We start from the raw sequence: 12,399 nt of genomic DNA, 5'->3' as shown, positions 1-12,399 counted from the left end.
CTGTGACGCAGATTTGTGGCGTGGCCCACTGGCTTTTCCTAGCGTTTTGGTCGATTAAGGGCCGAACCTTGAGGGATGTCAGGCAAACGCCATGACCGAGATCGAATATTCGGAACACGGAACCCGCAATCGCGGCGCGCTGGGCACCCGGCTGGTGGGCGGCGTGGCCTATGTGGTGGCGGCGGCCTGCCTGTTGCCGATGGTTGCGGTGGTGCTGGCGGCAGTAACGGGCGGAACCGATACGATTTCGCACTTGTTAGAGACTGTTTTGCCCGGCTACACGGCCACGACTCTGATCCTGGTGGTTCTGGTAGCGGCTGGGACATTCTCGATCGGCACCGGGGCGGCGTGGCTGGTCACGATGACCAAATTCCCCGGGGTTCGGTTTCTTGAGATCGCGCTGGTCCTGCCGCTGGCCTTCCCGGCCTATGTGCTGGCCTATGCCTATACGTTCATTCTGGATCATCCCGGCATCGTGCAGTCCACCTTGCGCGATGTGACCGGCTGGGGGCCGCGCGACTATTGGTTCCCCGAGATCCGCTCGACCGAGGGCGCGGCGGTGATGCTGATCCTTGTGCTTTATCCTTACGTCTACCTGCTGGCCCGTGCGGCCTTTCTGCAGCAAAGTGCGACCGCCTTTCTGGCGGCGCGCGCGCTGGGCAACAATCCGTGGCTGGCATTCCGGCGGGTGTCGCTGCCAATGGCACGCCCGGCCATTGCAGGCGGTGTGCTGCTGGCGGTGATGGAGACCATCGCCGATTTCGGCACCGTGTCCTATTTCGGGGTGCAGACCTTTGCCACGGGTATCTACACCAGCTGGTTCTCGATGGCCGACCGCGCTGCGGCGGCGCAACTGGCGCTGTGTCTGCTGGGTTTTGCGCTGGTGATGGCCGTGGCGGAACGAACCCAGCGCGGCAAGGCGAAATATTATCAGGCGGGCAAGCGCCACACGGTTATGCCCGCCGCGCAACTAAAGGGCTGGCAGTCGCTGGCGGCGTTCCTGCTCTGCGCTATTCCGGTCCTGTTCGGGTTCCTGCTGCCCGTGGTGATCCTTGTGCAGATGGGGCTGGAATCCGAGCAGAACCTGCTTTCAAAGCGCTATATCGGCTTTATCCAGAACTCGCTGACGCTGGCCGGGACCGCAGCGGTGATCACCGTCTGCGCGGCCGTTTCGGTCGGGTTTTTCCAGCGCTTGCGCCCCGGGCGCGGCTCGGCCATGGCGGCTTATCTGGCGCGGCTGGGCTATGCGGTGCCGGGCGGGGTGATCGCGGTGGGGCTGATCGTGCCCTTTGCCGGGTTCGACAATGCTCTGGACGCGTGGATGCGCCAGACCTTCGATATCTCGACCGGGCTGCTGGTGACCGGCTCGATCTGGCTGCTGATCGCGGCCTATATGGTGCGGTTTCTGGCCGCCGCGCTCAGCGCCTATGAGGGTGGCCAAAGCACCGTGCATGCCAATATGGACGCCGCCGCGCGGTCGTTGGGGCAGACGCCTCTGGGCACGTTGCGCCGCGTGCATCTACCGATCCTGACGCCCTCGCTGCTGACCGCGTTGCTGATCGTCTTTGTCGATGTGATGAAGGAACTGCCTGCGACGCTCATCATGCGGCCGTTCAATTTCGACACGCTGGCGGTGCAGGCCTACCGTCTGGCCTCGGACGAACGGCTTGAGGGTGCGGCAGTGCCTTCGCTGGTTATTCTGGCCGTGGGGCTGCTGCCGGTGATCCTGATCTGTCGTCAGGTCGGACGCCGGTAACCGCGCACGGCGGTTCAAAAATACCACACCACTTCTGCGCCGGACTTGATTCAAACGCCAATTCCGGCAAGGCTTGTTACATGAACATGCAGCCTCCCAGCCGGTTCGGGTCCGGCTCTGCCCAGATGCCGGTCGCGTTTGACCGGCGCGAGATGTCTCATATCCTGTCAGTCTATGGCCGAATGGTTGCCGCCGGTGAATGGCGCGACTACGGGATTTCGAACCTGCGGGACATGGCGGTGTTTTCGATCTTCCGCCGCACGGCCGAACATCCGATCTACCGCGTCGAGAAACACCCCCGCCTGCGGATGCGTCAGGGGATGTATTCGGTGGTCGGCATGGACGGGCGCATCCTGAAACGCGGCCACGATCTGCGGGCTGTGCTGCGGGTGTTGGAGCGTAAGCTGATCCGCTCGGTCGACCTTGATTAGAGCCTTTTGTGGGCTGTAACCGGCCCATCGCCCTGCGCCACGATGCGGGCAATCGCCTGATCCATCGGTTCGAGCGCGACGGCCATGTGATAGGCGTTGGCGTGCAGCAGAAGGTTCTTGTCGGCCACCCACGCAACATGGCCTTTCCAGAACAGAAGGTCCCCGCGCTGTGCGGGCTCACCCGGGGGAACGAGGTCACCGACCTCGCGTTCCTGATCGCCGCTGTCTCCGGGGCAGGGGATGCCGCAGGCCAGAAGGGCTGCCTGTACCAGACCAGAACAATCCAGTCCGAAGCGGCTGTTGCCACCCCATAGATAAGGTGTGCCCAGAAACAGCTGCGCCGTTGCCACCGGATCGGCCAGCCGTGTATCGACGGGCATCGCATGGACCGCAGGGATGAAGCCCAGAGCGGTTTCCAGAAACCCGTCCCGCTCGGACAATGCCCGGATTTTGCTGCCGAAACTCAGCGAGACCTGATCGGCGCTTTTCATATCGGAGGCGACATAGGCATGGGTCGCGGCGGCTGCGATCCAATGGGTCGGCGGCTCGATCGGGCCCAGATGGTCCGAGGCGACCCAGCCGGTGTACCCGTCTTTTGCCGATATGACCCGGCTGCAGCCGTCTTGCGTATCAGTCACCGAGACGAAGTCGCCGAACAGCAATTGCCGGTCCCGCGGTCCGTCGGGCCGGCGCAGCAGGTCCACGACCGGATGGATGATTTGCGCCTCGCTCATAGATTCATGAGTTCTGGCAGAGCCGTCAAAAGGGCGCGGGGGCCTTGCCCCAGCCCGCCCTTGCTGCGGCCCGGCTCCTTGCTGCGCTGCCAGGCGTAGATGTCGAAATGCATGTATCGGCTGTCACCGGCAAAGCGACGCAGGAACAGCGCCGCGGTGATCGACCCCGCAAACCCGCCCGCGGGCGCATTGTCCAGATCAGCGATTCCCGGTTCGATCATCGTCTCATAAGGATCGTGAAATGGCATCCGCCAAACCGGGTCGGCGGCAGACAGTGCCGCCCATTGCACAGCCCCGGCGGCACTGTCGTCATCGGTATAGAACGGAGCCAGATCAGGCCCCACCGCCACCCGCGCCGCGCCGGTCAGCGTGGCCATCGAAATCACCAGATCAGGCTCACCCTCATCCGCCAGCGCCAGCGCATCGGCCAGCACCAGACGCCCTTCGGCATCGGTGTTGTTGATCTCGACCGTCAATCCGTTGCGGGCGGTCAGGATGTCGCCGGGGCGGAAGGCATTGCCCGCCACCGCGTTCTCGACTGCCGGGATCAGCACGCGCAGCTGAACGTTCAGCCCCAGCTTCATGATCATCTGCGCCAGCCCCAGCACGTTGGCTGCGCCGCCCATGTCCTTTTTCATCAGGCCCATCGACGCGCCGGGTTTCAGGTTCAGCCCGCCGGTGTCGAAACAGACGCCTTTGCCCACAAGCGTCAGCTTTGGCCCACTGTTGCCCCAGTTCAGCTCGATCAGACGCGGCGCTTGGGCAGCAGCGCGCCCGACCGTATGGATCATCGGGAAATTCTGGTCCAGCAAGGCGTCGCCGGCGATGACGGAACAGCGCGCGCCGCACTCCCCGGCCAAAGTCTCGGCTGCGATTTGCAGCTGTTCCGGTCCCATATCCGAGGCTGGCGTGTTCACCAGATGCCGGATCAGCAGTTCTGCATTGGCCATCGTCTCGACCCGTGCCGCGTCGATGCCGTCAGGAGCGGCCAGCCGTGCCTTGGCCGCAACACCGGACGCGTAGCGGTCAAAGATATAGCCGGTCATCAACCAGCCGAAACATTCGGCCTCAAGCACCTCGACAGGCACGCCAGAGGCGATGCGATAGGTGCCCTCGGGCAAGGCCTCGGCCGCTGCCGCCAACGGGAAGCGTTTGCGTGCGCGTTTGACCGCGCTGCCATAGCCCGCAAGCGCGGCCTCTGGCGCGCCTTCAGGGCCGGGCAGCAACAGCACCTGACCCAGAGCGGCGGCAAAGCTGCTGGCCGCGACCCAGGCCTGCACACGGTCGGGCTGATCCGCCAGCCAGTCGGCAAGGTCGGCTTGGTCCAGCACATAAAGCGGCAGCGCAGGGTCGGAAGGCGGGGCGAAGGACAGGGTCATGGGCGTCTCGGGCTGGTTCAGGTCGCGCCCAGACTAGCCGCCTGCGATCCGCCCGCAACCCCCCTCAGACCGAAAGGTCCTGCTGATCCCAGACCGCCGTCAACGAGCGTTCGCCCACCCGGATCAGGCGCCCCAGCGTGGCCCCGGTGGCCACCGCGTCGCCGCAATCGACCGAATAGGCCACATCGCCTGCCACGCGGGCCAGCACTGTCATTCCGATCTGATCGGCAATCGCCACCAGCGACTTTGCGCATTTGCGTAACCCCGCCCAGTCGCGCTGCCGCCAGAAGCGTTCGCAGTTCGACAGGCGCAGCGCCAGCTCCTCGACCGTGCGGCATAGCACGTCCAGCGCGTTGGTGTCGCCAAGCTGATGATACAGGCTGCTGAGCCGGTCCGGGTCCAGCCGCACGGATTCTTTCTGTTCAAGCGTGATAATCTTGTCCACCACATTCACCCCATTCTTCATGCCCCCACGGCACAGGGCCACCCTGCCACCGGATACCTTTGCAATTCCTTGCGTTGCACGGGGATAATGTCTCGAATTTTGCGCGAATTCAGGTTACAGAGCGGATCAGTCAAGATCACAGGGGCATCACAATGAACTTCGCCAAACCTTTGCCGAACTATCTGGTGAAACGGTATCACGGCTGGCAAGCGACGACCTATTCGGAAAATCAGGTCTGGTACCGGCGGCTGGCGACCGAAGGGCAACGGCCCCGGGCGATGGTCATCTCGTGCTGCGACAGCCGGGTGCATGTGACCTCGATGTTCGGGGCGGATCAGGGTGATTTCTTCATCCACCGCAACATCGCCAATCTGGTGCCACCCTATCTGCCGGATGGTGATCACCACGGCACCAGCGCAGCCATCGAGTATGCGGTGACCGCACTGAAAGTGGCACATCTGATCGTTCTGGGCCATTCCCAGTGCGGTGGCGTGCAGGGCTGCATCGATATGTGCAAGGGGCAGGCCCCGCAGTTGGAGAACAAGGACAGTTTCGTCGGACGCTGGATGGATATCCTCAAACCGAAATACGAACTGGTTGCCGATGTAGAGGACAGCACCGAGCAGGCCCGCCAGTTCGAACGTCACGCCGTCGTTGCCTCGCTGGAAAATCTGATGAGTTTCCCGTTCGTATCATCGGCCGTCGAAGACGGCGCCCTCAGCCTGCATGGCCTGTGGACCGATATCGGCGAGGGCGGGCTGGAATGCTATGACCCGGTTGAGAAGAAATTCGTCACGGTCTGAGCGGGCCTCTGCCTGCCCATTTGGAATGACGCGGATCAGCCCTCTGATTTCGCGTCATTTTTTGTTATGATCACGGTGTCGTTATTGGAATCGGATCATACTCATGCGGTTGATTAAACGGATTTTTGTCACTCTGATCGTGATTGTCGCGGCGCTGGTCGCGGTGTCTTACCTGCTGCCCGGCAAGGCCGAAGTGTCGCGCAGTATCACAATCGATGCACCGCCGGCGGCCATCTTTCCCTACGTGAATTCGATGCAGGAAACCGAGAAATGGTCACCCTGGCTGTCCCGCGACCCCGAAACCAAACTGTCCTATAGCGGCCCCGAGGCCGGAGTCGGAAACACCCTGAGCTGGAGCTCGGAGCATCCGCAGGTCGGGACCGGCTCGCAGGAAATCGTCGAAAGCGTGCAGGATCAGCAGGTCAATACCGCTCTTGATTTTGGCCCGATGGGCAGCGCCTCGGCCTCATTTGTTCTGCAGCCTGAAGGGGAGGCAACGCAGGTCACGTGGGGGTTCACATCCGATCTGGGCATGAACCCCATGTCCCGTTGGATGGGGCTGATGATGGATAAATGGGTCGGTGGCGACTACGAGCGCGGGCTGGATAATCTGAAAGCGTTGGTTGAAGGGCAGGGGTGATCTGACCAAGGCCGACAGATCGTCGTGACGTCAGCAACCGCAGTTACCGAAGGGTCGCTCAGGACCGTTGACGGATATGAGCAGGCGGGGCCATGAGCCGTTTTCGTATGGCCCGTCCGGCGGGCTTTTCCAGCCACTTATTGGCCAGAACAGCCGTTGCAACAGACACTGCAACATAGATCGGCAGGGTTGCCATACTGTTTGCAAAGGCGCGGCTGCCGTCGAACATCAGATCAGCCACCAGAAGTGCAGACATCTGCAGCGGCACGTGAACAAGGTAGAGGCTGTAGCTGATATCGCCGACAACCGTCACCCGTTTTCCTGATCTCGGCGCGATCCGATCCAGCGCTACAAAGAAGCACAGGATTGCAACGGAAGCGCCGGGAACAATCAGGAAGTGACGTCCGGACGCGATGCCAAGGGCCACAAGCGCGGCACCAAGCAGAATGATCAGGATTGCTCGGAGCGGTCTGTCATAAGGCCTGAGCGCATACAGAACGGAGCCCAGGAAAAAATACCCGCCACATTCGAATACCAGATCCGAGACATACCACAGTCCGACCGGCCGAAGCGCGAACCAGCCCCAGAAAAAAGCGCTCAGAAGCAATGGGACTGCAAGGGGGAATCGTCGGATCATTGTCAGGGCAAAGAAGAACAGGACGTAGATGAATATCTCGGCCGATACCGACCAGATCGGCCCGTTAAAGCTCAGCCCCCACGAGAACGTGGGCCAGTTCGATGACATGAACAACTGCAAGACAAAGTGGAACAGATCGTTATTGCCGTAGACCTGCCAGTGCCCGACCATCTTCAAGCTGAACCATTGCAGCGCTGCAACGTAAATCAGGGTGCAAAAATGGAGTGGATAGAGCCGAGCAAAGCGGGCAACTCCGAACTCTCGGGCGGTTGTCTTGCGCGTCAGGTAGACATGCGCGAACACAAATCCCGATATCAGCCAGAACAGTTCGACAGCGTTGGCTGCCCAATGGCTGTACAGCGGTTCAAGGATGGTCGCATAGGGAAAAGTGCCGATGGGCGGGATAGAAGGGCGATCAAGGGCGTCGGCCAGATAGAAATGGTGGTAGTGAAATATCACGACAGCAAGGGCGGCGACGCCCCGCAAAAAATCGACCCACACAAAATGCTGAATTGGTGAATTGGCAGGATTCAAGTACTAGCGGCCCTCGGTTCGTGTAATCGCACGCATTGCCACCAAAACCCAGCCTCGCGACCAGTGTTTCGCCAACTGCAGATCAATCGACCGAAGCGTTGCATTCTATTCTGGTCGATACAAGGTTTTTCCAGCCGACATCAGAGCAGCCCGTTCAGCGGTTCCAGCGGCCTTGCCCCGGATCAAGGCACCCGTAAAAGCAGGAACCCCGCCAAGGGTGGCGGGGTTCGGGGTGTTCGGTTCGGCGGCTGGTGCCGGTTACCCTTTTTTCAGGACCTCGCGGCCCAGCAGTTCCGCGATCTGCACGGCGTTCAGGGCCGCGCCCTTGCGCAGGTTGTCCGACACGCACCACAGGTTCAGGCCGTTTTCGATGGTAGAATCCTGACGGATACGGCTGATGAAGGTGGCGAAATCGCCCGCGCATTCGATGGGTGAGACGTAGCCGCCGGCCTCACGCTTGTCGATCACCATGATGCCCGGTGCCTCGCGCAGGATGTCGCGGGCCTCATCTTCGTCCAGGAATTCTTCGAACTCGATGTTCACGGCCTCGGAATGGCCAACAAAGACCGGAACCCGAACGCAGGTCGCTGTGACCTTGATCGACGGGTCGACGATCTTCTTGGTTTCGACAACCATCTTCCACTCTTCCTTGGTCGAGCCGTCTTCCATGAAGACGTCGATCTGCGGGATGACGTTGAAGGCGATCTGCTTCTGGAATTTCTTCGGCTCAACCTCCGTGGTCGGGTTGTAGATGGCCTTGGTCTGATCCCAAAGCTCATCCATGCCGTCCTTACCGGCACCCGATACCGACTGATAAGTCGACACCACAACGCGCTTGATCTTGGCACGATCATGCAACGGCTTCAGCGCGACCACCATCTGCGCGGTCGAGCAGTTGGGGTTGGCAATGATGTTCTTGTTCTTGTAGTCGTGGATCGCTTGCGGGTTACATTCCGGCACGATCAGCGGAATGTCCGGGTCATAGCGATAGAGCGACGAGTTATCGATCACCACGCAGCCAGCGGCCGCCGCCTTGGGCGCGTAGACCTTGGTTGCGTCCGAGCCGATGGCAAAGAGCGCCATGTCCCAGCCGGTGAAATCAAAGGTGTCGATGTCCTGGGTCGTCAGTGTCTTGTCGCCAAAGCTTACCTCGGTCCCCAGCGAACGACGGCTTGCCAGCACGGCAAGTTCATCAACCGGAAACTGGCGTTCCGCCAGAATGTTCAGCATTTCGCGGCCCACGTTACCCGTGGCGCCGGCGACAACGACGCGATAGCCCATTGCATGTCTCCAAAGTTAAGGACGCGCGTTCATAGCCGCGTTGCGGCAAAGAAAAAAGAGGCGTTTCGGCTTATTTCACCCCGTCACACCGATTTGACGCAGTTCAGAACCGTTCAGGGTTGTTTCAGCAAGGATCGATAAACCTCGACGATGGCCTGCGCCTCGCCTTCGATTCGGAAATTCTGCTCGACATGGGCGCGGGCGGCCTGACCGGCTGCGACCAGCGCGGCGCGGTCTTGCAGCATATCCTCCAGCGCTGCGGCCAATGCTGGGGCGTTGTCTTTCTCGACCAATCGGCCCGTCTCGCCATCCTTGATCTGCGCGCTGAACGCGCCGACCCCATGGCAGGCAATCGCAGGTACACCCGAGGCCATCGCCTCAAGCGGGGTCAGGCCGAACCCTTCGTGCCGCGCGGGGGCGACGAAGAGATCAAGCGCGCGGTAAGTCTCGACAATCTCGTCCCAAGGGCGTTCGCCCAGAAAATGCACACGGTCACCAAGGCCTGCGTCTTGCAGCTTTTGTTCCTGTTCGGCCTGAAACGCCTCGAATTCCTTGGTGGCGCGCCCGGTGAAGATCACATGCGCGTCCGGGTGATGGGGCAGGACCTTTAGGGCTGCCTCGACCAGCAAATCGACGCCTTTCTGGGGGCGGATGCGGCCAAAGCAGCCGATCAGAAGGCCATCGGGCAGGCCAAGCTTCTGGCGCAGGGCGTGCTTGTCTTCGGCGGGGTGGAACAGTTCGGTATTCACCCCATGCATGATGACCGTTGCGGGATGTTCAAGGAATGAGGCCGCCTGCGGCGTCGTCGCAATCAGCCCGTCCATCTTACGGATTAGTCCCTTCGTGAACCCGGAATGATCTCGTTGCGCGGCTGAGGTAAACAGCAGTTTGTAGTTGCGCCGAAACACCGTGCGCAGGATCAGCCCCATCAGCATCTCGGTATTGCGCCGCGCATGCCAGACCCGTTTACGGTTGGGCAGAAACAGCAGTTTCCAGAGTCTGATATGGGGCAAATCATCCGGCAGGCCGGGGCCGGTGGCGCAGATGCCGATCATCTTTTCCTGTATCGGCAGCAGCCGGACCACCGTGGTTGTCACGCCCGACAGGGAGTGTTTCAGATTGGGTGCGATGACCTCGATATCCTGCACGGGCTTCTCCAATCCATCAGTCGACGCTGTCCCGACTGAATAGATAGATCACGCAACCAATGGCAAGGGTGGCGGCGAAAAAGCCAAAGATCGCGGTATAGGGCGCGGCGGGGCTGATCCCAGCACTCGCCGCATGGATCCGCCCGGTGGCAAACTGCGCCAGCCCGACGCCGCCGATGCCGAAGAGGTTCAGCAGTGTGACCCCTCGGCCCACCAGATGCGCCGGAATGAACGCGCGCCCATGGGCCATGATGACCGGAAAGCTGGCCCCTAAAAATCCGATCACCGCCAGCAGCAGGACCGACACCCAGACGCCGCCGTCGATCCACAGACACAGCAGTCCCAACGCAGCCGTACCCAGAGCATTGCCACCGAAGATGACCCATTTGCGGGTCCCAAGAATGCGGTCGAGCGGCCCATAAGAGAACGTACCCGCGATCATCGCAGCCCCCATGATCAGCGTGGCCTGTCCGATCTGCGTAGTGCTGAGGTCAAAGACATCGCGCAGATACGGCCCGGCCCAAAGCCCCCGCAGCGCGGCCGACGGCGCATAGGCCACCAGCATCAGCGGCAGGATCGTCCACAAAGCGGGTTCTTTCAGAAGGTCCAGCACCGATCCCTTGTGTTCGGTCTCGACCTGTTTGGGATCCTGCACCGACAGCCAGATCCCCGCCGCTACCACGCCCGAGATGATCGCAAGCCCCGCCAGCGTGGCGCGCCACCCCATTAGCTCAACCGCCAGCGCGGTGGGGTAAGAGGCAACCAGATTGCCCACTGACCCGACGCCCAGCATCACCGCAGCGAGCGTGGCGAATTTGGCGGGCGGGAACTCCCGGGCGAATATGTAGTAAGACGCCATCAGGACAGGTGAGCATCCGACCCCAATCAGTGCCATGGCCAGCGCCACATGGATCGGCGTCGTGGCCAACGCAAACAGAGCCGCCCCGCCCCCGCCGCCGATCAGCAGCAGCACCGCCGAGCTGCGCCGGGGCCCGACACGGTCCAGCGCCCAGCCCACCGGAATTTGCACTGCGGCAAAGACCAAAAACCAAAGGCCCGAGGCAAAGGCGAGATCTTCCGGCGTTGCACCGATATCCCGGCCCAGATCGGTGGTCAGTACGGCCAGAAAGGCGCGAAAAAACTGGCTTAGGACGTAAGCCAGACACAAGATCACCAATCCTGCCTGCATCGGCCTGTCCCCTTCTGAATGATCTGCCCAGATGCTTGGCACGTCGCGCCAATCCGCACAAGCGGTCCGGCAAGGATGATTGGGCAGGACTTTCTTCACATTTGGGCTATCTTCGAAGCAGATTTATGATTTTCCGAGAGCACCATGGCCGCATTAGACTCTGTGTTTTATGACTCTGTCCCTGTTTCAGACAATTTCCTGAACCTCAGCGATCCCGCGCAGTTCACCCCCTTGCCTGACACATGGGTCCTGGGCGTGGCCGACATTGTGGACTCGACCGGCGAGATCGCGCGGGGCCGTTACAAGACCGTCAACATGGTCGGCGCGGCGGTGATCTCGGGCATGATCAACGCGCTGGAGGGGCGGGTCTTCCCCTATGTCTTTGGCGGTGACGGGGCCGGATTTGCCGTGCCGGGCGATGATGCCGAAACGGCGCAAAAGACGCTGGCCGCTTTGCAAAGCTGGGCCGAGGCCGAATTCGCCATCTCCCTGCGCGCGGCGCTGGTTTCGGTGTCTGACATCCGCGCTGCCGGGCGCGACCTGCGAGTGGCCCGCTACGCACCCTCAGCCGGGGTCGACTATGCCATGTTCTCGGGCGGCGGTCTGGCCTGGGCCGAGTCGCAGATGAAGTCCGGGCAATTCACGATCCCACCCGCGGACCCCGAGGCGCAACCCGATCTGACCGGTTTGTCCTGTCGTTGGTCCAACAGCCCGGCCCGGCACGGTCAGATCGTATCACTGGTGATTCAGCCCGATTCAGGCTCTGACGAGGCAGAATTTGCCTCGCTGACCCAATCCGTCCTGTCCGCCGCCGAGGGGTTGGAACGCGCCGGTCATCCGGTTCCACCCAAGGGACCCCCGATGAGGTGGCCTCCGCCCGGTGTCGACATTGATGCCCATGTCTCGCGCGCGGGGCGCAACCTTGTGGCGCAGAAGATCCGGCTGATGGTCGGCAACATGCTGATCGGGCTGCTGTTCAAGACCGGGATGCGGCTGGGACAGTTTGAACCCAACCACTACAAAGAGATGGTCAGCCGCAACGCCGATTTCCGCAAGTTCGATGACGGGCTGAAAATGACGCTGGATTGCGATCCGGCCACGCTGCAGCAGATCACCCGGATGCTGGAGGACGCGCAGGCACGGGGTAAGATCCGCTATGGCCTGCACGCCCAGCAAGAGGCGATGATGACCTGCTTTGTCCCTTCGGCCACGCGCGACGATCATGTGCATTTCGTTGACGGGGCCTCGGGCGGATATGCACAGGCTGCCGCGACGATGCGGGGTTAGGGCTGCTGCTCTTGGTTCCGGTTTACGGAACCGGACATGGCGCTGTTTTTGGACCCACCAGTTGCATGGGTTCGCCAATGCCTAATGTGGCTTCGGGCAGCGGATTCAGCAAAAACTTGCGAAATATATGAAATT

Annotated in this window: 12 protein-coding genes; 5 read left to right on the top strand and 7 right to left on the bottom strand. The window is 61.5% G+C overall.

From position 1 onward, the window contains the following. Positions 1 to 91 precede the first annotated feature (91 nt). Together ACR0J1_RS14755 and ACR0J1_RS14750 are read left to right on the top strand one after the other, a co-directional pair. A complete protein-coding gene (locus ACR0J1_RS14755) occupies positions 92 to 1,756 on the top strand; it encodes an ABC transporter permease (protein WP_480733728.1) in 1,665 nt (554 codons plus the stop codon). Positions 1,757 to 1,836: 80 nt separating this feature from the next. Then, positions 1,837 to 2,187, top strand: coding sequence for a DUF2794 domain-containing protein (locus ACR0J1_RS14750; protein WP_480733727.1), 351 nt, complete (start codon positions 1,837 to 1,839; stop codon positions 2,185 to 2,187). On the opposite strand, the gene ACR0J1_RS14745 is transcribed toward ACR0J1_RS14750, so the two are convergent. From ACR0J1_RS14745 to ACR0J1_RS14735, 3 genes are all read right to left on the bottom strand, one after another. Then, positions 2,184 to 2,921, bottom strand: coding sequence for a C40 family peptidase (locus tag ACR0J1_RS14745; RefSeq protein ID WP_480733726.1), 738 nt, complete (start codon positions 2,919 to 2,921; stop codon positions 2,184 to 2,186). The genes ACR0J1_RS14750 and ACR0J1_RS14745 overlap by 4 nt on opposite strands. Further along, on the bottom strand, positions 2,918 to 4,300 hold the full coding sequence (locus tag ACR0J1_RS14740; RefSeq protein ID WP_480733725.1) for a leucyl aminopeptidase family protein: 1,383 nt from the start codon (positions 4,298 to 4,300) through the stop codon (positions 2,918 to 2,920). The genes ACR0J1_RS14745 and ACR0J1_RS14740 overlap by 4 nt, the downstream gene beginning before the upstream one ends. 64 nt (positions 4,301 to 4,364) lie before the next feature. Next, complete coding sequence (locus ACR0J1_RS14735) at positions 4,365 to 4,754, bottom strand: hypothetical protein (protein ID WP_480733840.1); 390 nt, start codon at positions 4,752 to 4,754, stop codon at positions 4,365 to 4,367. Between the two features lie 143 nt (positions 4,755 to 4,897). Between ACR0J1_RS14735 and ACR0J1_RS14730 the strand changes: the two genes are divergently transcribed. Both ACR0J1_RS14730 and ACR0J1_RS14725 read left to right on the top strand, forming a co-directional pair. Beyond that, positions 4,898 to 5,548, top strand: a complete 651-nt coding sequence (locus tag ACR0J1_RS14730) for a carbonic anhydrase (RefSeq protein WP_480733724.1) — start codon at positions 4,898 to 4,900, stop codon at positions 5,546 to 5,548. A gap of 103 nt (positions 5,549 to 5,651) precedes the next feature. After that, positions 5,652 to 6,188, top strand: a complete 537-nt coding sequence (locus ACR0J1_RS14725; protein WP_480733723.1) for an SRPBCC family protein — start codon at positions 5,652 to 5,654, stop codon at positions 6,186 to 6,188. Positions 6,189 to 6,246: 58 nt separating this feature from the next. Here ACR0J1_RS14725 and ACR0J1_RS14720 read toward each other — a convergent pair whose 3' ends face one another. The 4 genes from ACR0J1_RS14720 to ACR0J1_RS14705 all read right to left on the bottom strand — a co-directional run bounded on the left by ACR0J1_RS14720 (position 6,247) and on the right by ACR0J1_RS14705 (position 10,977). Beyond that, positions 6,247 to 7,326: an acyltransferase family protein gene (locus ACR0J1_RS14720; RefSeq protein WP_480733722.1), complete on the bottom strand. Its 1,080-nt coding sequence runs from the start codon at positions 7,324 to 7,326 to the stop codon at positions 6,247 to 6,249. A gap of 291 nt (positions 7,327 to 7,617) precedes the next feature. After that, a complete protein-coding gene (locus ACR0J1_RS14715) occupies positions 7,618 to 8,640 on the bottom strand; it encodes an aspartate-semialdehyde dehydrogenase (protein WP_480733721.1) in 1,023 nt (340 codons plus the stop codon). Between the two features lie 113 nt (positions 8,641 to 8,753). Further along, positions 8,754 to 9,788, bottom strand: coding sequence for a glycosyltransferase family 4 protein (locus ACR0J1_RS14710; RefSeq protein ID WP_480733720.1), 1,035 nt, complete (start codon positions 9,786 to 9,788; stop codon positions 8,754 to 8,756). Between the two features lie 16 nt (positions 9,789 to 9,804). Beyond that, a complete protein-coding gene (locus ACR0J1_RS14705; RefSeq protein WP_480733719.1) occupies positions 9,805 to 10,977 on the bottom strand; it encodes an MFS transporter in 1,173 nt (390 codons plus the stop codon). A gap of 144 nt (positions 10,978 to 11,121) precedes the next feature. Between ACR0J1_RS14705 and ACR0J1_RS14700 the strand changes: the two genes are divergently transcribed. Further along, on the top strand, positions 11,122 to 12,264 hold the full coding sequence (locus ACR0J1_RS14700; protein ID WP_480733718.1) for a DUF3095 domain-containing protein: 1,143 nt from the start codon (positions 11,122 to 11,124) through the stop codon (positions 12,262 to 12,264). Positions 12,265 to 12,399 lie beyond the last annotated feature (135 nt).

The sequence above is a fragment of the Ruegeria sp. CJ3 genome (genome assembly GCF_056536725.1).
The sequence above is the reverse complement of the archived record's forward strand: the minus strand, read 5'-3'. Positions and strand labels throughout refer to the sequence as shown.